17 protein-coding genes are annotated in these 23,529 nt (G+C 53.3%); all 17 read right to left on the reverse strand.

The window, feature by feature from the left end; translation table 11 throughout:
- Positions 1–5: 5 nt before the first annotated feature.
- Positions 6–1,268, reverse strand: a complete 1,263-nt coding sequence (locus DK261_RS10825) for a hypothetical protein (protein WP_051673152.1) — start codon at positions 1,266–1,268, stop codon at positions 6–8.
- Complete coding sequence (locus tag DK261_RS10830) at positions 1,269–7,721, reverse strand: methyltransferase domain-containing protein (protein WP_158286940.1); 6,453 nt, start codon at positions 7,719–7,721, stop codon at positions 1,269–1,271.
- A 2-nt stretch (positions 7,722–7,723) separates the two neighbouring features.
- Positions 7,724–9,142 carry an ABC transporter ATP-binding protein gene (locus tag DK261_RS10835; protein WP_038634153.1) on the reverse strand — a complete coding sequence of 473 codons (1,419 nt, stop codon included), beginning with the start codon at positions 9,140–9,142 and terminating at the stop codon, positions 7,724–7,726.
- Positions 9,132–9,959, reverse strand: a complete 828-nt coding sequence (locus DK261_RS10840; protein WP_038634155.1) for an ABC transporter permease — start codon at positions 9,957–9,959, stop codon at positions 9,132–9,134. Before DK261_RS10840 ends, DK261_RS10835 begins: the two co-directional genes overlap by 11 nt.
- A 457-nt stretch (positions 9,960–10,416) precedes the next feature.
- Positions 10,417–11,436, reverse strand: a complete 1,020-nt coding sequence (locus DK261_RS10845) for a glycosyltransferase family 4 protein (RefSeq protein WP_080710588.1) — start codon at positions 11,434–11,436, stop codon at positions 10,417–10,419.
- Positions 11,433–12,395, reverse strand: a complete 963-nt coding sequence (locus DK261_RS10850; RefSeq protein ID WP_038634157.1) for an SDR family oxidoreductase — start codon at positions 12,393–12,395, stop codon at positions 11,433–11,435. Before DK261_RS10850 ends, DK261_RS10845 begins: the two co-directional genes overlap by 4 nt.
- Complete coding sequence (locus DK261_RS10855) at positions 12,392–13,315, reverse strand: glycosyltransferase (protein WP_038634159.1); 924 nt, start codon at positions 13,313–13,315, stop codon at positions 12,392–12,394. The genes DK261_RS10850 and DK261_RS10855 overlap by 4 nt, the downstream gene beginning before the upstream one ends.
- 54 nt (positions 13,316–13,369) lie before the next feature.
- Entirely contained in the window at positions 13,370–14,260 is an 891-nt protein-coding gene (gene rfbA / locus DK261_RS10860) for a glucose-1-phosphate thymidylyltransferase RfbA (protein ID WP_038634161.1), read from the reverse strand.
- A complete protein-coding gene (rfbD, locus tag DK261_RS10865; RefSeq protein ID WP_038634163.1) occupies positions 14,257–15,150 on the reverse strand; it encodes a dTDP-4-dehydrorhamnose reductase in 894 nt (297 codons plus the stop codon). Before rfbD ends, rfbA begins: the two co-directional genes overlap by 4 nt.
- Positions 15,147–16,223 (reverse strand): dTDP-glucose 4,6-dehydratase, encoded by a 1,077-nt coding sequence (gene rfbB / locus DK261_RS10870; protein WP_177411708.1) that lies wholly within the window; start codon positions 16,221–16,223, stop codon positions 15,147–15,149. Before rfbB ends, rfbD begins: the two co-directional genes overlap by 4 nt.
- A gap of 222 nt (positions 16,224–16,445) precedes the next feature.
- Positions 16,446–16,688 carry a lipopolysaccharide assembly protein LapA domain-containing protein gene (locus tag DK261_RS10875; RefSeq protein WP_110175698.1) on the reverse strand — a complete coding sequence of 81 codons (243 nt, stop codon included), beginning with the start codon at positions 16,686–16,688 and terminating at the stop codon, positions 16,446–16,448.
- Between the two features lie 27 nt (positions 16,689–16,715).
- A complete protein-coding gene (ihfB, locus tag DK261_RS10880; protein WP_038634167.1) occupies positions 16,716–17,006 on the reverse strand; it encodes an integration host factor subunit beta in 291 nt (96 codons plus the stop codon).
- Positions 17,007–17,188: 182 nt separating this feature from the next.
- Positions 17,189–17,470 carry a hypothetical protein gene (locus DK261_RS10885; RefSeq protein ID WP_038634169.1) on the reverse strand — a complete coding sequence of 94 codons (282 nt, stop codon included), beginning with the start codon at positions 17,468–17,470 and terminating at the stop codon, positions 17,189–17,191.
- 204 nt (positions 17,471–17,674) lie between these two features.
- The gene (gene rpsA / locus DK261_RS10890; protein WP_007931318.1) at positions 17,675–19,369 is read right to left on the reverse strand and encodes a 30S ribosomal protein S1; all 1,695 of its coding nucleotides are present in this window, start codon (positions 19,367–19,369) and stop codon (positions 17,675–17,677) included.
- Between the two features lie 121 nt (positions 19,370–19,490).
- Entirely contained in the window at positions 19,491–20,180 is a 690-nt protein-coding gene (gene cmk, locus DK261_RS10895) for a (d)CMP kinase (protein ID WP_007931317.1), read from the reverse strand.
- Positions 20,177–22,384 carry a bifunctional prephenate dehydrogenase/3-phosphoshikimate 1-carboxyvinyltransferase gene (locus DK261_RS10900; RefSeq protein ID WP_038577083.1) on the reverse strand — a complete coding sequence of 736 codons (2,208 nt, stop codon included), beginning with the start codon at positions 22,382–22,384 and terminating at the stop codon, positions 20,177–20,179. The genes cmk and DK261_RS10900 overlap by 4 nt, the downstream gene beginning before the upstream one ends.
- A 28-nt stretch (positions 22,385–22,412) precedes the next feature.
- Positions 22,413–23,525, reverse strand: a complete 1,113-nt coding sequence (hisC, locus tag DK261_RS10905; RefSeq protein WP_110175699.1) for a histidinol-phosphate transaminase — start codon at positions 23,523–23,525, stop codon at positions 22,413–22,415.
- Between the last annotated feature and the right edge of the window lie 4 nt (positions 23,526–23,529).

A 23,529-nucleotide genomic window follows, 5' to 3' on the forward strand; every position in this document is an offset into this window, starting at 1 on the left:
ATCAGTTATTCACTTTCGAGATTTTCGAGTTTATCTGCATAGACAGCCGCTCTGACGTTCCAGCTATTTTGATCAGCCAAGGTACGCAGCCGTTTACGATACACCTGATCGTCACAGGTACTGAGAGCTTGTCGAACTGCTGTGATGAGTTCGGCAGCATCGCCACCGGAAAAAACCTCTGGATAAACGGTGCACTCATTCATATCGGCAGTCACGACGACCGGTTTCTCAAGCGCAAAGTACTCATAAAGTTTCAGAGGAGATGTGGATCGCGCAACGTCACCCGGCTTGAACGGGATGAAACAGGCGTCAAACAAACGGGCGTACGCAGGTAACTGGGCATAGTTGACCGGGCCAAGATAAAGCACATTCGCGCGCTGCGGCAACAACGGGACGCAACCGCTATAGTCAGGCCCGATAAACACAAAACCAATATCCGGCATCCCGGAGCAAACCTGCTCGATCACTTCATACCAGAGCCAGGGGGCGATAGCGCCAAAGTAACCGACTACCTGTTTGTGATGCCCTCTGAATTCGACAAGCGCTCGGGGAACAGCAACGCCGGACTCCTGTACGACACGATAATGAGTCACATCAACGCCGTTAGGGACGCAAACACAACGCCTGTCCCCACACTCAGCCAACGCCTCCTTGTGTAGTGCCGTAGCCGAGGACACAACGATATCCGCCCCCCCTTCAAACGCTGCTGCTTTCAAATCAAGCAGTCGACAGATGGCACCCTTACCGCCAGAAATCGATTCGTCGATATGGTCGATGTACTCGTACACCACCCGACCTCGAATGCGTGCAGCTGCTATGGCCTCACGGGTTGCCAACAGCGACGTGCTGTAAAAGCAACGAATGGCACCAGGAATGGCATTCACGGCTGAATCGTTGGCGATCCATACATTATCTGCCACTTGCCTGAAACCCAGGACGTCATCGCCTGTTGTCTGGAAAACAACCAGACAGTTGAGACGACCAAGTGCCATTGCCATGTGGTGAGGGCGCTGAAACAGCATTATCCCCCAATCGACATTCGCTTCGAAAATGATGATAAGCCGATAATTGGCTGCCCTCAGCACCTGACTTTGAAATTCAGCGCCAGTCAGATCTCCAGGTCTGATCGACGTGCGAACGCTACGACCGCGCAGCCAGCGGACAATTGCGTGCCGAACGCCGTGTAGCCGATTACGCAAGGTAGCCGGCAACAACCAAAAGCAACGGCGAGCTAATGAATGTACTGAAATACGGGAACGTTTGATCATTTAACTGAGTTTCAGAGCAAGTGGGGCGTTCACTTGAACTATTTGCCCACTGATCAATTGCTGAACAAGATTCACGTAACTTTGATAAGTGCGCTCTTTGTTGAGGCCTTCAAGTTCAATTTCTGAGAGTTGTGGGCGAACACCGTTACTCCAAGCACGCAACATGGCAACCGCCAGGCGCTGCTCAAACTCGACTGTAGATCGCATTTCTGAAACGCCGCCCGTATATCGCGTCATGTCATAAACCGGATCGACAAGTTCAATACCCGCATACTCTGCGAAGTGCGATGCACAGCCAACCTTGGGCATGGCAACAGGGATATTCGCCTTGATCGCCTCAAGCAACGTCAGTGGCCCACCTTCGAAAAAAGTCGCTGAGACAAAAGCATCAGACATGGCCAGATACTCATGAACGTTGGTGGCCGCCCCACAATATGTCACGCGATCCTGTAGATCATGTACCTCGATGTAAGCCACCATCTCGGCGAGCAACTCAGGTTCGTAAACCGGTCCCAGAATGAGGAGCCGAAGCTTGTCACTCGACTGTGCCGCAATCTCAAAAGCCCTGATGGCGCCCAGATGGTTTTTCTGATGATTGATTGATCCAATATCAATGAAGACAAACTCATCGTCGGCAATACCATACTGCGCACGCAAACGCGCACGGGCATCTACCCGATCCAGCTCGTCAAACGGTTTGAAATCAATACCGTTAGGAATGACAATACAGCTTTGCGCTGGCACGCCAAGACGAGAAATACTGTAATCTTTCACTTGCTGCGATACGGCCACAAAGGTGCTGGTATTCTTCGCTACCGATGCGAACTCTTGGCGCTGGTGATCATTGAACCACATATAAATGTTGTGGATGACCTGTACAAATTCAATACCCTTTTCGCGATAGATATCTACTCCACTAAAAGAGTAATGAGCCAAAACGACCTTGGGCTGCAACTTATCAATCAGCGCACCATGGGACTGTACCGAATAAGAACGACACACCACCGTCTGCCCTAACTCTTGGGCCCGCCGAACCGCAGGACCTTGAGTCCCCTGGACAAGCAATACAACTCGCAATCCAGCCTTGATCAGCGTCTCGTTCAGATCAAGAACAACATTCTCCAAGCCACCAGCTTCGAAGTTGTCGACTTGAACCAAGACATCACAGACCGGCAGAGCCTCCTGCACTACGTCGTACGCCTGACTCACCTCTACTGGATAGATCAGCGGGCGCGACCTCCCCAGCACCGGGCGCAGACCACGCCACACTTTGCGCGCAGCTCGCCCCTGAAACGTGCCCGCGGGAAGTACACGTCGTGCAATGTCGGCAACAAACTGACGCGCGTTTACCTCACGTCTCTTGCGAACCGGCGGAGTGAAGTAGGCAAAGATTTCCTCTGCCCCCGTCTGGCGCACTTCTTTCAATCGCTCATAAACCGAAAGGTTTGCCTCTGCCAACTCCACACGCTGTGCTTCATCGGGTAAATTCCCGGCCAAGAAATTTTCCAGAGTGATGTAGCGCATCCCCAACGTCTTGAAATCACCTATATCTTCGCAATCGACGATCGGTACAATACCCATTGCAAGGTATTCAACGAGCTTCGTCGGGCAGGCCGCTCTGTTGACAATGATGTCCTCCCGGAGGATGAAACCGTAGTGGCATTCCGGATAAAGCGTCATCAGTTCAACATGGGTTTTGCCTTCGACGATCACAGACCCCAGCCGCTCCGCTGGCAGCATGTCTTTAACAATATGAGGCTCTGGGCAGTAAAAGCGATGATTGCACTGATCAGCAGTCCGGATGATTGCATCAATCATTTTCGAAACCTGCTGCCACTTGTGCAGGCCACCCGCGTAGACCACAACCGGCTTGCCATCAATCAGAGGACGGGTTGCATGCGTCGGGGTAAACCGAGGAAAGATCGGAAAGGAAACCGAACGAGCTTTCAAAGCACCTCGAAATTTCTGCTGAAGGTAGTTCTTCATCGCCTCGGTTACAACGATGACAATGCCAGACTTCTGCACAGCAAGCCTTTCTTCTTTCTCATAAAGAACAGCACTGAAGAAATCGTTGTGCATTCGGAACTCTTCAGGCACGACACCATGAATATCCACGGCCTTACGGATGAATGGCAGATGCAGAAGCTCGCCAAAGCGGTTGTCGTACATGCGCAACACGCTATGAAAGTAAATCTTCCGGCAGCGTAAAACAGCAAGCAGAGCCAAGAAGCGAACCAGCATTCGACGCTTCTTGGATCCATTGATTCGCAGCACAAGCACATTCGGTTCAGGTCGATCAAACCAAATGTTACGCCCCTTCAACTCGTCACTCTCGACATAGACACGCCACCGATCGACAAACATGCGATCGACAATCTGGATGCGTTGAAAATAACCATCGCTTTGACGTTCAGGATAGAAATATCCGCCAAAGAAGACGATACCATCAAATTTCAGTATGAAATCCAGGCTGCGGCGCACGAACCAGAGTAGCTTGCCCAATCGCGTTTCCGGCCGCGCGGAAAATGCCGCAGAAGTGGCAGGTGGCGGGATATCGACGCCACTGGCGCCATCCTCGCCTGGAGAGGTGATAAAAGCGTGGATAGCGAAATTGCAATCGACCCGCTCGTAGACACCGGTCGCTATGAGTCCGAGATCCTCCTTGACGGCATTAGCCTCACCGACGTCCAGGGAGCCCGCAGTCAACGCGCGCTGAATACGCGCTACGACCTTCTCCCAGAGTGAAACCAAATCCCCATAAGACCGTGCAGAAGACACTGCTTTCAAAAGTATATCCGGTACGACACGCCCCTGAACGGCCAACGCCTCGGTCAGATTGCTGAATTCCGATTCGAAGTAGCTAATTTGCTTGCCGAGATTAGTGACATACAGATCAAAAAAGGGCGCTTGCAATGAAAGCCGATCTTGATGCGACAGTGCGAACTCTACGTCCATTGCGAAAGAAACGATCGGTTTCTCCGGTCGGCGAAGCCAGGTTATGCCGTGTTTATTTTCCAGGTATGCCTTGTTACGCTGCGCACGCTCGCTGAAATATTGGTATTGCAACTGGCCAAAAGATGCCGAGCCCCAATGATGAATAAAAACATCTCGCGCCAGATGAATTTCGTAACCTGCATTACGTGCGCGCAGGCAATAATCGTCATCCTCAAACCCACCCGGGAAGAAGGTATCGTCAAGCAAACCGATTTTTTCGAAGGCGACCTTGGACACCAGAACGCAGAAGAACGTTACGTCCGTTTCAACCAGATTGCCTTTCCAGGCGGTATGCCAGCGCTCGGCAAAATTGGAAACGCACTGATAGACCTTATCGTGCAAAGTCTCTGAACGATGATCCAGGCATTCAGCAAGCTCTAACTGATAATCTACGGGAACACATTGTTCGCCATCGGCCTTGTTAGTGACAGCACTGATGAGATCCGAGTCGCTTGCCAACAGATTGTCCAGCCAGAAATCTGTGACGATGACATCGCTGTTAAGCAGGCAGATGTGGGTAATCTCGTCATCTGCAAGAAACTCGGAAATACCAACATTGTTCCCGCCGGAAAAACCAAGATTGGTATCTTGCTCTATGTAGCGCCATGAGGAACCCACTTCAGCAATGTGATGGGACATCGCTTCACGAATTTTGTCTCTTTCGCCAGACTCTGAAGCATTGTCGACCAATATCACCTTGTAAGCAGCTTCGTTAAAGGCACGTCGCATACTCGCCAACGTGATCCTGACTGCCTCGGAGGCATTGTAGGAAACAATAACAATCCCGGTTTTCGTCACCTTGTTACTCACTTCCAACTCTCCACACAATCCTGGCTGCAACAAACTCTGACTGCCTTGAGTCAGCAGGCGAGCGATCTCAGCATCTCTTTTGACAATTTCGTCTGCGAGAGACTGAGCATGGGCATCTTTCTTGATCACTTCTTGCGCAAGACTCTGTGCGTACTTGTCTTGTGCCACTACCTCTCGAGCAAGCTCGTGAGTTCGGCTGTCCAACGCATTGATTTTTTCAACCAAGTCCCTGCACACCACGTCTTTGTGCTCCAATGCAGCAACAAGACTGTTAATAGTGATCTCAGCATCTCTTTTATCTTGGGAAGTCGCCCCCGAGTTCCGGCTGCCTTTGGCAAGCAGGCGAGCGATCTCAGCATCTCTTTTGACAATTTCGTCTACAAGAGCCTGAGCATGGGCATCTTTCTTGATCACTTCTTGCGCAAGACTCTGTGCGTGCTTGTCTTGTGCCACTACCTCTCGAGCAAGCTCGTGAGTTCGGCTGTCCAACGCATTGATTTGTTCAACCAAGTCCCTGCACACCACATCTTTGTGCTCCAATGCAGCAATAAGACTGTCAATAGAGTTGCTCACATCATTGAGCTTTTGGTCACGTTCAACCAGTTGGCGCTCGAAGAAACCGGCCGACTCCCGGTACACAATACCTGGTCTAAGCGAAACGCTATCCAGTACGGACAGCATATAAGCTGCTCGCGACGCCTTGTCCAGCAACTGAGCAGCTTCAGCGAGACCAAAGGACAGCGGCGAATCAGGATCACCGCTGATATTCAACCATGAACCACTGACAAGACGCTGAACTTCGGCTACCGCGCGGCACAAGTAGATCCGCGCCGCGGGCTTGTCAGCACGAGTCAACGCTAACTCTGCAAGCCAGTGCAGCGCATCGACGACTTTGTTGCCAAGCAACGGGCTATAGACTGACACATCAAGGCTGGCACACGCGGCGAAACAGCCGATTGCATCTTCGAAATGACCTCGGCGCCGCGCCAGCTCGCCGCCGGCAAAGAGCAATGACACCTGCCAACGCAACTGGTGCGGGGAGGGATTAGAAATCGCGGCGTAATGCCGAATTTCTGTCAAAAGCTCTTGGTACAGCTCATCGGGCAACTCAACCACTTTCGAGTTGCTGTACACCTTACCGCACAACGCCGCACCATAATCAACCGAGTCTGGTGCAGCTGTGGCCAACACCCGATCCTGCATGGACCGCAACAAAGAAGCCGATCGTGCGCGCTGCCCCTGAGCAACCATTCCCCGTACCAACCAAGGGTTCTGATAGTCGCGGGCAAATGCACAGACTGAGAATTCGGGTGAGTCGGGCAATGTCCATTGAGTTTCTTCATACGGCACTGCTGCACTTTCAACCGGATCTGCCATACCCAACAGAAGAACCCACTCCGCTTCCTGTTCTGGAGTTCGGTCAACCGGGACAGTTTCCCATTTACGAGGGGAATGGTGGCATTTCATAGCCCCTCCCGCCGTCTGTAACATGCCTTGCTCAAGCAGGAAATATGTGGCGCATTCAGCAACCAACCGATCCCAAGTGTAAACATGCAAATGGTGAGGATTAGGATCCTTACCGGTTTCGTCCGCCCAATCATTTGGCGCGCAGACCATTACGCGACCACCAGGCTTGAGTACGCGCTTTAACTGGAGCAGATACTCCATTGGCTCGGGAACATGCTCGATTGTTTCGAATGCAGCAATGAAGTCGATGCTGTTATCCGCAATTGAAGTCAGCGCCTGGGCGTCACCTACTTGAAACTCGATCTTGCCTGGACGACTGTAGTGAGCATTGGCATAAGCGATACCGAAATCACTAAGATCAACACCCAATACCGACTCGGCCTGCGATGCGGCATATAGCATGTAGCTGCCATAACCCAAGCCACAGGCTACGTCCAGCACCCGATCACCAGGGCGTACGAACTCGGCAGCCTTCTGATAGCGAATGCAATGCGCGTCACCACGCCGACCGACTTCGCGCAACATGTCGGTATGGAGTAACCGCTCTTCAACAAGGACAGACAGGTCGTAGTGGCGCAATGCTTCGACCGGAACCTTCTCCAGCAATACGAATATCTGTCGACCGTCCTCGTTCAGCGCTTCATAAGGATTGATCTGGTAGTACAACGCGTGCTTTCGAAACCCTGCCTCGAAACACTGAGTTTCCCACCAGTCACGTCTTTCCGCAGTAAGCAGCGAACGCTCGCCTTCTTCAACCGCTGTTGTAATCTGCAGAAAAACGTACCTGGCGGAAACACGGTACATCTCGCGCAACGCTGTCGGCACATCTTCGGGACGAAGGTGTTCCAGACAATTAGTGGAGACTACGGTATCAAACTGGCCGTCGGTGAACGGTAACGATAATACAGACCCATGGCTGAACCGTTTAGAGTGACGCTTGTTTGCTGCGTCCACTGCTAGGGCAGAGACATCCACACCTACTGCATTGATGCCCAAAGAAAGGAGCTCTGAAACCAACCCCCCGGTACCGCAACCGATATCCAGGACAGATCCTATGCCGCAAGTTTCCGCCACCCACCTGGACAACTCGCGAAAGTCCGCATTGCTCTTGCCCGACTCAATGGCGTCTTTCCAATAATCGTCGTTGAGCGAGTTGTAATCGACCGTGTTTAATGGGCTCATCATTACCACCTTGCAGCCATGTGTAAGTCGGATACTCCACCGAAAAAGTATTCATCCTGCCGCATCAGAGTCTGGAAAAATGCAGCTTCATCTTTCCAGTGCAAAATTCTTTGGGCGGAATAATCAGGCTTGCCTTCATAGGAAATGGATGCCTGAATCTCATAGAGATTCGAGCCTAGAGAACAGTCACACTCCAGCCAGACATGGAACTGTTCCCCGCCCGTGAGCTGACGCTTCCAGAAAAGCTCACCCTCGCGCAGTCCGGCCAGAACCTGCATATCTTGGTTCAATGTGCCCCAAGAATACATTTTTATCCCTTCGCGACTGCGAATGCGTACTCCAACGTTGATGCAATCAGTATTAATATGCGAAACACAATCGACCCGAATTCGAATGACGTCGCCAGGATAAAAAACCGCACACGGTTCATCATCCACACCAAACGTACTGACAGACAGCACTTCAACGCCCCCATCTCCGAAGGACATTTGATCTGCGCGTCCGGAGACAGCAGGTGTTTGACTTTTTTCCGAAGACTCATTCGATGGGGTCGCTGATTCTCCCTCGCTAGAAGCCTTCACGTCACTGGGCTGAGACGCTGAAGCTTGAGCCTTGTCGGCAGTAGGCTGCATCAGCCTGGAGAAATAGTCCGACTCTTCCTGATGCAGCAGTTTGCGGTAATCCAACAAAACCTGAGATGCAGATCCCATCGAAACTTCTCGCCCTCCCTTCAGCAGGATGGCACGATTGGTCAGCGTTCTAACCGACTCCTGATCATGGGATACAAATAACAGGGTAACACCGTCAGAAAGCAGCTTTTCGATCCGGCCGAAACAACGTTTCTGGAAAAGCGCGTCCCCCACGGCCAGCGCCTCGTCGACGATCAGAATGTCGGGGTCGATTTGAACCTGTACCGCAAACGCCAATCGCACCAGCATCCCGCTGGAGTAGGTTTTAACCGGTTGATCGAGGTAATCGCCAATATCGGCAAAGGCTGCAATCTTGTCAAAACGCTCGTCAACCTCATCATGGGTCATACCGAGAAGCATGGCGTTGAGATAGACGTTGTCACGGCCCGTGAACTCCGGATTAAAGCCCGATCCCAGTTCAAGAAGTGCCGCTACCCGACCACGAGTTTCCACGGTCCCTACCGTCGGCGCGATGGTTCCTGTAATCAACTGCAGAAGTGTGCTTTTCCCGCTACCATTTCGACCGACAATACCGAAGGCTTCGCCTTTGCGAATATCGAAGGAGATGTTCTCCAAGGCCCAGTACTCGCGGCAATACGATGACGGTTCACACCCTACCAACCGTTGAATTGGAGGAATAATGAACTGTTTTAAGCGATCACGCGGCGTCGCATAAATTTCGTAGCACTTGCCAAGACCATTTACGCGGATCGAATACTCATCAGAGGACATCTGCAAACCCCTTTCGCGTCTTCTGGAACCAAACAAAACCAAACCACGCAATCGCGCAGGAAATCACCAGATAGAGCCCCCAAACCCGCCAATCCATAGACTCTCCCCAATACATGAGCCCTCTCGTTTGTTCGACCGCTACGGTGATTGGACTAACTTGCACCACAGCCTGGAATTGCTCAGGAAGACTTTTCAGGGGGTAAAAAACCGGCGACAGAAACATCAAGACCGGTACGAGTGTACTAATAACCTGTGCCACATCACGCAGATAGACCCCAAGCGAAGCCACAAACCAAGCCACCCCGAGAGTCATAAGAGCGAGCGGTAAAATTATCAGTGGAAAAAACAGAACACCGAGATGAGGCACCCCATAAAAGATCACATAGAAAATCAGCCACACCATGAAGTTTACAAACAGGTGAAAAAGCGCGGACCCCAGAGTAACAATAGGCAGAATTTCCAATGGAAATATTACTTTCTTTACATAATTGACATTCGAAAGAATTAAACTTGGAGCCCTATTGATACATTCCGAAAAAAGATTAAACACCATTAAACCTGCAAAAAGCACAAGTGCAAACTCAGTCTTTGACCCACTCCCCCCGATCCAACGCGCCTTGAATACAACACTGAATACAAAAGTATAAACAGCCAACATAAGGACCGGGTTAAAAAAAGACCACATCAAGCCCAATACAGAACCACTGTAACGTCCAGCAATATCTCTTTTAATCAGACTGTAAATCAAACCACGACTTTTACTGATAGAGCTAAACAATGTAATAGGGGATGTTGAGCGAACAGCGTGCGGGTTCATGCGTAGCCCTTTGTGTTTTCTGTCAATTTCATTTTTTCTTTCGACCATAGAGGCAAGTTAACAGCAGCAACCGAAGCGACCGCTACGAAAACACACCGAAATCGGGAACATCAAGGAGGCATCCCCTGCTAGGGAACCAGCATTCGGTAGAAAATGTGACCGATATTAGCTTCCTTGACCAAAAAATCGAGCACTCTGCAGCATTGACAACGAAACTCATAAGTAATAGCAATGACCTCATCGAAACGTTTCAATCAACTTGCCTTATATTCGACACGAGCAGAAAAAGAGAAACCCGTAAATCATAATGCAAAATTTCCGATGAACGGGATCATTAACAGCATCAAAATAATCAGTAATCCTAACAGGTTTGGCCATCCTCAGACAATGACAGAGGGGGACTCGCAGCCGGCAAGGCAATCATTGCGCCACGTACCGCACAAAAAAATCAAGCGTTTCATATCTGCGCTTCACGCTTGCCTGCAGTGAATCTGAATGCAAGAAAAATCAATGGCACGTATGTTGCGATCAAACCTGTCAAGCCATCCAGACAACCAATTCCTACCAATACTGCCATAGGAAATACCCACAAAACATTTATACAAGTCACTCCCAATGTAACTATTTTATGACTAGCATAATGTCGAGCAGCATATTGATAGGCGTGACTACGATGCGCTTGGTATATTTTTTCCCCCCGCACAAGCCTTCTCAACAATGTAACAGTCGAATCTACCGTGAAGATTGCCAGAAGGATCAACCAACTCCACATCAACTCGGAACCACCCCAAGCCGCATAAAGCGAAAGCCCCCCTAGAACAACCCCCAAAAATCCGCTTCCGGCATCGCCCATAAATATACGAGCCGGCGGGAAGTTCCAAAGAAGAAAACCAGCCACCGCACCGGACAATAAAAAACTCACCCACAGAACAGATCCACTTCCAGCCAGCAAGGAAATAAAACAACTTGCCAAACAGACAAAAATAGCCTGAACACTTGCAATTCCGTCAATACCATCCATGAAATTATATAAATTCAGCATCCACACGAGATAAATCGTAGCCAGCACGCTCCCCAACCATCCAAGCTTGACTTCCATACCAAACATCGACACTGGAGCTAGCCCACCCATCCAATATAAAGTCCAAACAGCTGCAAAAAAATGACCGAGCAAACGCCATCTGGCTGCGATATGCCCGTGATCATCAGCAAAGCCGATGATCGCCACTAACAAGCCAGCGCCAAGCAAACCATAGAACAGACCTGGATCAAGCAAGCCAAAACAGTAAAGAGCAGGAAGAGCCAGAGTGAAGGAAGCCACTATCGCTACCCCCCCCCCACGAGGAGTGGGGATTGAGTGAGAACTGCGCTCATTAGGAATATCCATCAAACTCTTGGCTAGCGCATAACGACGCAATATAAAGGTCATCCCCCAAGAGACAATAAATACTGCGACCAACAGCCACCACACGATCATTTGGTATTTGCATCCAGATAATGGTTAACGGTTTGACGCATCGCACGATCCACGTTGACGGGAGGCTTCCATCCAAGCAGCTCAAAATTCTTGTCGATATCAACCAGCAACGAACCGCACAGGCGCTGAGTAACCGCTTGCATTCCGAACATTGAGGCCACACGCTTGAGTAACCACTCAGGGATCGGCAGCAGCCATGCCCGCTTCCCGAATGCCCGGGACAACCGACTCAACAGTTGCGTCGTGGACATATCCTCGCCATCACTTACGAGAAAAACCTGATTGATTGCCGCCTGATGATCAATGCAGGTGACGATAAGACTGATCAGGTTTCCTATCGACACCAGGCTGCGCTGATTATTGACCGCCCCCAATGGCAACGGGACACCCCTGTGAAGCCATCCCAACATACTCATGAAGTTGGCCTTGACACCCGGACCATAAACCAGCGGTGGACGGATGATTACGATCTCCATCCCGGTTTCGCGTCCCATCCGCCTCAACGATTCCTCGGCTTCGTACTTGGAGACGCCGTAGGGATCAACAGGAGATGGGAGATCATCAGCCCTGAAAACGCTCCCCGACGGAGTGCTCTCACCATTAACCTTGATTGAGCTGATGAAGATGAAGCGCTTAACCCCCGACTCTGCAGCGCGCCGAGCCAGTTTAAGCGTCCCTTGCACATTGACTTTGCGAAACTCGGCCAACGCATCTGCGGTAGACTCATGCATGACGTGCACCCTAGCAGCAGCATGAACCACAACCTGGATTCCCTCAAGAATAGGCAACACCTCGGTGCGAGTTAAATCGAGGGGTATTACGCGACACAAACCCTGCAAGCGAGTCACCCCTCGCACGGCCGCAACAGGGCAAAAACGCCTGCCAACCAACAATTCCAAAACCAACGCCTCACCGACGAACCCGCTGGCCCCAGTCACCAAAACGTTGAGGGCCGTCATCTGACTTTCTTTCCTATAAGCGCAGTTGCCCAGCAAATGCAAAAGAAGAACACCTTATCGCGCCTGCGTCGGCGGCAGCGCCAGGCGCTAAACGAGAGACGCAAGAGTTGAGCACGGCGCAAACTCAACCACTCCCGTACAAATGGGTCAGCCCCCCGCCCCACCAGCCGGGTTATAAGTTGTACCTGACTGAACCACCAGCCGTCATAAATGGTTTTGTATCGAGATATCAGAGAACTCAGCCCCTTATTGGCGCCTATTTGGTTACGCTCATGTTGGCGATACTCCATGGAAGACTTGGGATCGATGTACCACCTAAAACCATGACTGCGGGCAAAGGCATAGCAGTACCAATCGTGAAGACTGACATTTTGCAATTGCACCCAGTTGGCAGTCACGGATGCCTTGAGCATCTCAATGACTTCCCTGCCCATCACGTAAGTACATCCAGGCCCGGCAGCCTCGAACAAGAAGTCCCACTCAACCTGCGGTTGAGCCTTGTTCAATAGATGAGTACCGCCATTCGGCCAGAAGGCCGTAACATTACTGGAGTAGGCATCGACTTTGCACTCTTGAATAGCACTAGTCGCACGCTCTAATTTATCTGAATGCCAGATATCATCTTGATCAGCAAATGCAACGAAGTCGAAATGATACAACTCGACATCACGAATCAAACGGAAGAAGTTTCGCGCTGCCCCACCAAAAGTGCCGGCTGGCGGCAAAACAATCACCGAGGAGTGATTGTTCGCATAGTTTTCGCACCAGACTTCCGTCCCATCCGTGGAAGTGTCGACACTGATATAAACAGTTACATCGACGCCTACTTGGTCAAGGATAGAAGTCAATTGTTCGTCGATCCATTGCATACCGTTGTAGGCCGCCAGCAAAACCGCAACTCTTGGATGTTTTACTGACATGCCATTCCTACTACACCGGTTAGCCGCGTCATCTTGAAGGGACCTCCCTTCCAGTCAGCGTGAAGGTGACTCCAGCAGCTTCTGCAGGTATTGACCATACCCAGTCTTCTTCAGAGCATCGGCCTGAGCCCCCAGTTGCTGTGCAGTTATCCAACCATTGTGGTAGGCGATCTCTTCCAGGCATGCCACCTTCAGCCCCTGGCGCTGCTCAATGGTATGCACGAAGTGACTTGCCTCAAGTAGCGAATCATGAGTCCCCGTGTCCAGCCACGCAAAACCGCGACCAAGCATTTCGACGCTAAGCATCTTCTTATCCAAATATGCCTGGTTGATATCCGTGATTTCCAACTCGCCCCGGGCCGAGGGTTTTATGCTCTTGGCAATACTAACCACTTGGCTGTCATAGAAGTACAGCCCCGTCACGGCATAGTTGGACTTTGGTTTCAACGGTTTCTCTTCGATGCTCAAGGCACGCCCCGCTGCATCGAACTCAACCACACCAAAACGTTCCGGGTCGGATACGTGGTAGCCAAAAACTGTAGCCCCCCCCGCTTGATTGCTTGCAGCTCTCAGATTGTCCGAAAAATGCTGGCCATAAAAGATATTGTCGCCCAGTATCAAACAGCAGGGATCACTACCAATAAACTCTTCACCGATGACGAAAGCCTGAGCCAGACCATCTGGACTCGGCTGCTCGGCATAAGTAAGCTGGATACCATAAAGACTCCCATCTCCCAACAGTTTGCGAAAACATGGCAGGTCTTCCGGGGTCGAAATGATCAGAATTTCACGCATACCCGCGAGCATCAGCACCGATAGCGGATAGAAGATCATCGGCTTGTCGTAGATAGGCAACATCTGCTTGGACACACCCAAGGTCAACGGATGCAAACGAGTGCCCGAACCACCAGCAAGGATGATGCCTTTACGATCTGTCGTGGTCATTTATTCAGAACTTCCCTAAGCATTCGGGTTACACCACTTTGCCAATCCGGCAAGTGTAGAGAAAAATTGTCACGCAGCTTCTGAGTATTCAATCGGGAGTTCAGAGGACGGCGCGCCGGTGTTGGGTAAGCCGCCGTTACGATTGGATTGATGGCTGTGACAGCGAGAACTTCGCCGCTGGCCCTGGCAAACTCGATCACATGACTGGCATATCCGCACCAGGAAACCTCGCCAGCAGCTGCAAGATGATAGATACCTGACAGTTGAGGAGATTGCATAACCTGCCTAATGGCCAATGCAGTAACATCAGCAATGAGATCCGCGCCCGTAGGGGCACCAATCTGGTCGGCGATAACGTTGAGGGTCTCGCGATCCTTGGCCAGGCGCAGCATGGTTTTGGCAAAATTATTCCCGCGAGCAGCGTAGACCCAGCTGGTACGGAAGATCAGGTGCTTGCAACCCGAGGCGGTAATCGCTTGCTCTCCGGCCAACTTACCAGCGCCGTAGTGATTGACCGGAGAGACGTTATCGGTCTCTTGCCAGGGCTTAAGGCCTTCACCACTGAACACGTAATCAGTCGAGTAGTGAATCAACCAGGCATTCAGAGATGCAGCCTCTTCAGCCATGACCTGACTCGCCTGAACGTTCACACGATCGGCCAACTCCGTCTCGGTCTCAGCTTTATCCACTGCGGTGTAAGCCGCGGCATTGACGATGATCTCGGGCTTGACCTTTCGGATAGTCGAACGCAATTCGTCGAGATCAGATAAATCCCCGCTAAAACCGTCATCCCGATGACGATCCAGAGCAATCAAGTCACCAAGTGGCGCAAGGGACCGCTGCAACTCCCAGCCCACTTGGCCATTTTTCCCCAATAGAAGGATTTTCATGCTTTGTCCGAACGATCTGTGTAGTTCTGGTCGATCCACTGCTGGTAACTGCCACTCTTCACATGAGCGACCCATTCAGTGTTATTCAGATACCACTCGACAGTTTTGCGAATACCGCTCTCAAAGGTCTCCTCCGGCGCCCAACCCAGTTCACGTTGGATTTTGCTCGCATCGATTGCGTAACGCTGGTCATGCCCCGGGCGATCCTGCACATAGGTGATCAAACTTGCACGTGGTTGGTGAACGGAATCTGGACGAAGCTCATCAAGCAGTGCACACAGGGCATGTACCACTTCAATATTTTTCTTTTCATTATGACCACCGATGTTATAGGTCTCACCGATGATCCCTTCGGTAACGACTTTATACAACGCACGAGCGTGGTCCTCGACATACAACCAATCACGAACTTGATTGCCTTTGCCATACACCGGCAGCGGCTTTCCTTCAAGCGCATTGAGAATGATCAAAGGGATCAATTTCTCAGGGAAATGGTATGGACCGTAATTATTCGAGCAGTTAGTGACCAACGTCGGTAGACCGTAGGTACGGGCCCAGGCACGAACCAAGTGGTCAGAGCTAGCTTTGCTGGCCGAGTATGGAGAGCTCGGTTGATATGGCGTGGCTTCGGTGAAGAGATCTTCTGGACTTTCAAGGTCACCATACACTTCATCAGTTGAAATGTGATGGAAGCGGAAGTTGGACTTGCGCGTATCATCCAGTGCAGCCCAATAGTGGCGTGCAGCCTCCAGCAGAGTGTAAGTGCCGATGATATTAGCCCGAATAAACTCGGACGGGCCAGAGATCGAGCGGTCAACATGGGATTCGGCGGCCAAGTGCATGATTGCATCTGGTTGGTGCTCACGCAGAACCCGATCGATTTGATCACGATCACAGATATCGACATGCTCGAATGCGTACCGCGAGTCATGACTGACCTCAGCCAAAGACTCTAGGTTGCCAGCGTAAGTCAGTTTATCGACATTAACGACAGAATCGGCAGTGCTGGAGATAATATGACGGATGACTGCCGAGCCGATAAACCCGGCACCGCCGGTAACTAGAATTTTCACGCGAAACCATACCCTTGAGCTGGGGACAGCACCCCCGACGAGCGCCATCTAATCCATCAATGCAAAAACCGTCGGAAGATTAACTTCTGTCAGAGTCAGACTGAATCGACGTGGATACAGTGCCACTCTCGAACAAGAACTGCATTTTACAGCTTAATGAACATTTTACTAATGGATATAGACAGGTAGCAATGCAAATTCGATGGATGTACGCGATGGCCGTTATCGGACAAAGCGCTTGCGTGCAGCAATGGACAAACGCCCCACAAACCAGCCTAGAGTCGGACCAATCACCATACCTATGAGCAATGCGATCACCATCAGCAGCGATACGGGAAGTTGCGGCCCAGCCCAACCAAGGAACATCAGCGAAATAGATTGCTGATTCTCGAGCACAAACGCCAGGGTCACCAACACCAGCAATAGAATGAAAACGCCAATAAGCATGCGCTTGAGATTACGCACGAGCAACTCCTTGAATGGTAGCGACCATCAAACCTCCTCCTCTTCGTTAACTCGATCACGCAGCTCTTTACCAGGCTTGAAGTGAGGAACGAACTTACCGTCTAGACTGACGGACTGGCCAGTCTTCGGGTTACGCCCGACACGCGGCGCACGATAGTGCAGAGAGAAGCTACCAAAGCCCCGAATCTCGATACGATCTCCGGTTGCCAGGCATTGGGACATTTGCTCAAGCATGGTCTTGATGGCCAACTCCACATCCTTGGATGAGAGTAGCCCTTGATGGGTGACAATTCGTTCGATCAACTCCGACTTCGTCATATTTTTCCCTTCTTTTTCAAGCAGCTAGATAAGCGCTTCAAAGGTTTTAGCACGACCGGGGGATTTTGAACAGCCCAAGCTTGACTTATCTCCCACCTTGCGAAAACGCCACAAGCAAAGGCATTCAACAGCACGCGGAACGAAAACCCAACGGCAATTCGACCTTCCTCCACGCCATCCTACTAGCGGCATATGACAAGCATGGTCCGCGTGAGGTACCCCGCAGGATTCCAACCAAAGGGATAGTCACCCTCCTCGTCCTTGGCATCACTGGATCTGGTGATGACTTTGTAGCCATCCCCCTTGCATTCACGCTCAGCGCGCCTGTAGCACTTGTCCCATCCAGCCCCAAGACCGGAGCAGTCGATCTCGATGCCGCTGACACCACGGACTGCATGGTCCTTGGCGTTGGTCGTACAACCCACCAAGACTAGAACCGCAAAAACCACAATGAGATTTTTCATCTACTTCCTTATACCGGGCAATCGCCCCACCATCATTCAGCTCAAGCAAGCCTAGCCCTGAATAGGTTATTGATCCGCTTAAGAAAATAGACACCCGAACCGCTCTATTGGTTTCCCCTTCTCTTGATAGATACAAACCACACCCAAATCGCAGACACAAAAAAGGGCGACCGAAGTCGCCCTTTTTCTATGGTCTGACAGAACTTAGTTCTGCTTTTCCATCTGTGCACGCAGCAGGTCGCCCAGAGTGGTAGGACCAGCAGCGATATCCGAAGCAGCTGGCTTGTCGCGCAGGCTCTGGATAGCTTCTTTCTCGTCTTCAACGTCTTTCGACTTGATCGAGAGCTGGATTACACGGCTCTTACGGTCAACGCTGATGATCTTGGCTTCAACTTCTTCGCCTTCTTTCAGGACGTTACGAGCATCTTCGATGCGGTCACGGCTGATTTCGGAGGCTTTCAGAGTAGCTTCGATATCGTTGGCCAGGGTGATGATGGCGCCTTTGGCGTCAACTTCTTTTACTACACCCTTAACGATTGCACCCTTGTCGTTCTCTTGAACGTACTCGGAGAACGGATCGCTTTCCAGTTGCTTGATACCCAGGGAGATACGCTCACGCTCTGGGTCAACCGACAGGATAACGGTGTCCAGCTCGTCGCCCTTCTTGAAGCGGCGTACGGCTTCTTCGCCCACTTCATTCCAGGAGATGTCGGACAGGTGAACCAGACCGTCGATGCCACCGTCCAGACCAATGAAGATACCGAAATCGGTGATCGACTTGATGGTGCCGGAGATTTTATCGCCCTTGTTGAACTGGCCAGAGAAATCTTCCCATGGGTTAGATTTGCACTGCTTGATGCCCAGGGAGATACGACGACGCTCTTCATCGATGTCCAGAACCATAACTTCCACTTCGTCGCCGACTTGTACGACTTTCGAAGGATGGATGTTCTTGTTGGTCCAGTCCATTTCCGAAACGTGCACCAGACCTTCAACACCTTCTTCCAGCTCAGCGAAGCAGCCGTAGTCGGTCAGGTTGGTTACACGAGCGGTAACGCGAGTGCTTTCTGGGTAACGGGCTTTGATAGCAACCCATGGATCTTCGCCCAGTTGCTTCAGGCCCAGGGAAACACGATTGCGCTCGCGATCGTACTTCAGAACCTTGACATCGATCTCGTCGCCAACGTTGACGATTTCGGAAGGATGCTTGATGCGCTTCCAAGCCATGTCGGTGATGTGCAGCAGGCCATCGACGCCACCCAGATCGACGAATGCGCCGTAATCGGTGAGGTTTTTGACGATACCTTTGACTTGCTGACCTTCCTGCAGGGATTCCAGCAGAGCTTCACGCTCAGCGGAGTTCTCGGCTTCGAGGACGCTACGGCGGGAAACGACAACGTTGTTGCGCTTCTGGTCGAGTTTGATGACTTTAAACTCGAGCTCTTTGCCTTCCAGGTGCGTGGTGTCGCGCACTGGACGGACGTCAACCAGAGAACCTGGCAGGAACGCACGGATGCCGTTAACGTCGACAGTGAAGCCGCCTTTAACCTTACCGTTGATAACGCCCTTGACCACTTCTTCGGCTGCGAAGGCTGCTTCCAGAACGATCCAGCATTCAGCGCGCTTGGCTTTTTCACGGGACAGCTTGGTTTCGCCAAAGCCGTCTTCAACCGAATCCAGAGCAACGTGAACTTCATCACCAACATTGATGGACAGTTCGCCAGCATCGTTGTAGAACTGCTCAAGCGGGATAAGCGCTTCAGACTTCAGACCAGCGTGAACGGTTACCCAACGCGCTTGGTAGTCGATGTCGACGATAACACCGGTGATGATGGAGCCTGCCTGAAGGTTCAGGGTTTTTAGGCTTTCTTCAAAGAGTTCCGCAAAGCTTTCGCTCATTTTAATTCCTGTTGATAAGGGCGAAGAATACGCCCATCTGCCACATCCCAGACAATGTGGGTTACGTTCATATAAAAGAAGGACCGCAGGACTATGACTGGTCCCCTGCGCTCCTCCTTGGTCACCCGGCGATATCGCGAATGGCGATCTCACTCAAGATGCGTTCCAACACCTGCTCGATGGACAACTCCGTGGAATCCAGCTGTATCGCGTCAACCGCCGGTTTGAGCGGGGCGACTGCTCGCTGGGTGTCACGCTCATCGCGCGCACGAATCTCATCTAGCAGACTCGACAGACTAACACCATCGACTTTTCCCTTCAACTGCAAGTAACGGCGGCGCGCACGCTCCTCGGCACTTGCAGTGAGGAATATCTTCAGGGGTGCATCGGGAAACACCACTGTCCCCATGTCACGCCCATCGGCCACCAGCCCCGGCGGCTCCTGAAAAGCCCGCTGACGCTGCAGCAGCGCATCGCGTACGGCCGGCAGCGCCGCAACCTGGGACGCCCAGGCCCCCACCTGCTCATTGCGCAAATCGTCGGTGACGTCATCACCTTCCAGGATGATGCGTTGCGGATGACCTTCGGTCGCGCCGACGAACTGTACATCCAAATGAGCCGCCAACAGTTTCAGCGATTCCTCATTGGTCAGGTCGACACCATGATTGCGTGCAGCAAAAGCCAGCAAACGGTACAAGGCACCGGAATCCAGCAGACACCAACCCAAGCGCTTGGCCAGAATCCCGGCGATAGTGCCCTTGCCCGAGCCACTTGGCCCATCGATGGTGATGACTGGCGCCTTGATGTTCACGACTGAGCCTCTTGCGCAACGCGAATACCGACCTGCGCGCACAGCGCGAGGAAGTTCGGGAAGGACGTGGCAACGTTGGCGCAGTCATGGATGCGGATTGGCGCATTGGCGCGCAACGAGGCCACGCTGAAGGCCATGGCAATACGGTGGTCGCCATGCCCGTGCACTTCGCCGCCGCCAATCTGGCTGCCATCGATGATGATACCGTCCGGCGTCGGCTCGCACTTGACGCCCAGGGCCAGCAGGCCATCCGCCATCACTTGAATACGGTCGGACTCCTTGACCCGCAGCTCTTCGGCGCCCCGCAGCACGGTACGCCCTTCGGCACAGGCCGCGGCAACGAACAGCACCGGGAATTCGTCGATCGCCAGCGGAACCAACTCTTCCGGAATATCGATCCCCTTGAGCTTCGCTGCGCGAACACGCAGGTCCGCCACAGGCTCGCCGCCGACTTCACGCTGGTTTTCCAGGCTGATATCAGCCCCCATCAGGCGCAGGATATCGATTACCCCGGTGCGAGTCGGGTTGATGCCAACGTGCTCGAGCACCAGCTCGGAACCTTCGGCGATGGACGCAGCCACCAAGAAGAAGGCCGCCGAGGAGATATCCGCAGGCACCTCGATATGGGTCGCCTGCAGCTTGCCACCGGACTCGACCGAGGCCGTGGCGCCGTCGACCGCTACCGGGTAACCGAAGCCACGCAGCATGCGCTCGGTGTGATCACGGGTTGGCGCAGGCTCGGTCACCGTGGTCTTGCCCTCGGCGTACAGGCCAGCCAACAGCAGGCAGGACTTAACCTGGGCACTGGCCATTGGCATGGTGTAAGTCAGGCCCTTGAGCTTGTGACCGCCACGGATGGTCATCGGCGGACGCCCTTCCGCGGCAGTTTCAATCACCGCCCCCATCTCGCGCAGCGGATTGGCTACGCGATTCATCGGACGCTTGGACAGCGAAGCATCACCCGTCAGCACGCTATCGAAACTCTGCGCAGCCAGCAGGCCGGACAGCAGACGCATCGAGGTGCCGGAGTTGCCCAGGTAGATCGGTCCCGGAGCCGGCTTCAGGCCATGCAGGCCAACGCCATGGATGGTCACGCGACCATGGTGCGGACCCTCGATCACCACGCCCATGTCACGGAAAGCCTGCAGCGTCGCCAGGGCGTCCTCGCCCTCGAGGAAGCCTTCGACTTCGGTAGTACCTTCAGCCAGGGAGCCGAGCATGATCGAACGGTGAGAAATCGATTTGTCGCCCGGTACACGAATCCGCCCAGTCAGGCGGCCACCAGGATTTGCCAGGAAAATCAGGTTATTGGAGTTCATAGCGTCCACATAGGCCCGACGGGCCAGGATTTTACTGAAATGCTCGCGAGCAACCCGGGCGCGAGTGAATACGCCCAACAACTGGTGCCCATCCCCTGCATCGACCGCGTCGCGCAAGGCGTCGAGGTCGTTGCGAAATGTATCGAGTGTGCGCAGGACAGCTTCGCGATTGGCGAGGAAGATGTCGTGCCACATGACCGGGTCACTACCGGCGATTCTCGTGAAATCACGGAAACCGCCCGCAGCGTAGCGGAAGATGTCCAGATTTTCACTGCGCTTGGCCAACGAATCGACCAGACCGAACGCCAGCAAGTGCGGCAGATGACTGGTCGCCGCCAACACTTCATCGTGGCGCTCGACCTGCATATGCTCGACATCGGCCCCCAGCTCTCGCCAGAGCTTGTCGACCACCGCCAGCGCTGCCGGGTCGGTCTGTTCCAGCGGTGTCAGGATCACCTTGTGGCGACGGAACAACTGGCCATTGGCGGCCTCCACCCCACTCTGCTCGGAACCGGCGATCGGATGCCCCGGGACGAAGCGCGGCGGCATGCCGCCAAAAGCCTCGGTCGCCGCTCGCACCACATTGCCCTTGGCGCTGCCGACATCGGTCAGGATCGCCTGCCCCAGATCCATGCCGGCCAGAATCGCCAGCAACTTTTCCATGGCCAGAATCGGTACCGCCAGCTGGATCACGTCAGCGCCCTGGCACGCCAGCGCCAGGTCTTCTTCACAGCGATCCACCACGCCCAACTCAACGGCCAGCTTGCGCGATTGCGGGTCGAGATCGACGCCGACCACCTCGCGGCATACGCCACTTTCACGCAGGCCCTTGGCAAAGGAACCGCCGATCAGTCCCAGACCGACCACCACCAGGCGACCGATCATAGGCACCGCAGGTTGCACTGGAATGACATCAACCACGAGCCAGAACCTTGGCCAAAGCCTCGAGGAAACGCGTGTTTTCAGCCGGCAAGCCAATGGTCACGCGCAGGTGATTCGGCATGCCGTAGTTGGCCACCGGACGCACGATCACCCCTTCACGCAACAAGCCCTGGAACACCGGCGCGGCAACCCGCCCGACATCCACCGCGATGAAGTTGCCCCTGGAAGCGATCCAGCTCAGGCCCAGCTCCCGGAAACCGGCTTCCAGCTGCTGCATGCCCGCCTCGTTCAGACGACGGCTCTCGGCCAGGTAATCGGTATCCTCCAGCGCCGCACACGCCGCTGCCAGGGCCAGGCTATTGACGTTGAATGGCTGGCGAACGCGATTGAGCACGTCGGCAACGGCCGGAGTCGACAAGCCATAACCCACGCGCAGCGCCGCCAGGCCGTAGGCCTTGGAGAAGGTTCGCGAAACCAGCAGGTTCGGATAGGCCGCCAGGAAGTCCAGGCCATCCGGCAGATCGCTGCCTTCAGCATATTCGATGTACGCCTCGTCCAGCACCACCAGCACATGCGCCGGTACGTCCTGGAGGAACTCGTCCAGCGCCTCGGCGCTGAACCAGGTACCGGTCGGATTGTTCGGGTTGGCGATAAAGACCACCCGGGTATCGGCATCGATGGCCTGCAGCATGGCCGGCAGGTCATGCCCCCAGTCCTTAGCCGGAATCACGCGGGCTTCGGCGCCCACGGCCTGGGTAACGATCGGGTAGACCGCAAAGGCGTGTTCGCTGAACACCGCATTCAGGCCAGGCGCCAGATAGGCTCGGGCGACCAGTTCCAGAATGTCGTTGGAACCGTTACCCAGGGTGACCTGCGCCAGCTCGACGCCACAGCGCTCGGCCAGCAGGGTCTTGAGCGCAAAGCCATTGCCATCTGGGTAACGAGTCAGCTCGGCCAGCTCTTCGCGAATCGCCGCCAGCGCCTTGGGACTGGCACCCAGCGGGTTTTCGTTGCTCGCCAGCTTGACGATTTTCGCCGGATCGAGATCCAGCTCGCGTGCCAGTTCGTCCACGGGCTTGCCCGGAACGTAAGGCGAAAGTTGTTGCACGCCCGGCTGCGCCAGAGCGAGGAAGTCGCCACTCATTGTT

Source organism: Pseudomonas sp. RW409 (genome assembly GCF_003184125.1).
In the GTDB taxonomy this organism is placed as follows: domain Bacteria; phylum Pseudomonadota; class Gammaproteobacteria; order Pseudomonadales; family Pseudomonadaceae; genus Aquipseudomonas; species Aquipseudomonas chlororaphis_I.

Excerpts from the sequence above, each read along its gene's own strand:
- DK261_RS10825 (WP_051673152.1), bottom strand. The coding sequence starts at position 1,268 with ATGATCAAACGTTCCCGTATTTCAGTACATTCATTAGCTCGCCGTTGC.
- DK261_RS10830 (WP_158286940.1), bottom strand. The coding sequence starts at position 7,721 with ATGAGCCCATTAAACACGGTCGATTACAACTCGCTCAACGACGATTAT.
- DK261_RS10835 (WP_038634153.1), bottom strand. The coding sequence starts at position 9,142 with ATGTCCTCTGATGAGTATTCGATCCGCGTAAATGGTCTTGGCAAGTGC.
- DK261_RS10840 (WP_038634155.1), bottom strand. The coding sequence starts at position 9,959 with ATGAACCCGCACGCTGTTCGCTCAACATCCCCTATTACATTGTTTAGC.
- DK261_RS10845 (WP_080710588.1), bottom strand. The coding sequence starts at position 11,436 with ATGATCGTGTGGTGGCTGTTGGTCGCAGTATTTATTGTCTCTTGGGGG.
- DK261_RS10850 (WP_038634157.1), bottom strand. The coding sequence starts at position 12,395 with ATGACGGCCCTCAACGTTTTGGTGACTGGGGCCAGCGGGTTCGTCGGT.
- DK261_RS10855 (WP_038634159.1), bottom strand. The coding sequence starts at position 13,315 with ATGTCAGTAAAACATCCAAGAGTTGCGGTTTTGCTGGCGGCCTACAAC.
- rfbA (WP_038634161.1), bottom strand. The coding sequence starts at position 14,260 with ATGACCACGACAGATCGTAAAGGCATCATCCTTGCTGGTGGTTCGGGC.
- rfbD (WP_038634163.1), bottom strand. The coding sequence starts at position 15,150 with ATGAAAATCCTTCTATTGGGGAAAAATGGCCAAGTGGGCTGGGAGTTG.
- ihfB (WP_038634167.1), bottom strand. The coding sequence starts at position 17,006 with ATGACGAAGTCGGAGTTGATCGAACGAATTGTCACCCATCAAGGGCTA.
- DK261_RS10885 (WP_038634169.1), bottom strand. The coding sequence starts at position 17,470 with ATGAAAAATCTCATTGTGGTTTTTGCGGTTCTAGTCTTGGTGGGTTGT.
- rpsA (WP_007931318.1), bottom strand. The coding sequence starts at position 19,369 with ATGAGCGAAAGCTTTGCGGAACTCTTTGAAGAAAGCCTAAAAACCCTG.
- DK261_RS10900 (WP_038577083.1), bottom strand. The coding sequence starts at position 22,384 with ATGATCGGTCGCCTGGTGGTGGTCGGTCTGGGACTGATCGGCGGTTCC.
- hisC (WP_110175699.1), bottom strand. The coding sequence starts at position 23,525 with ATGAGTGGCGACTTCCTCGCTCTGGCGCAGCCGGGCGTGCAACAACTT.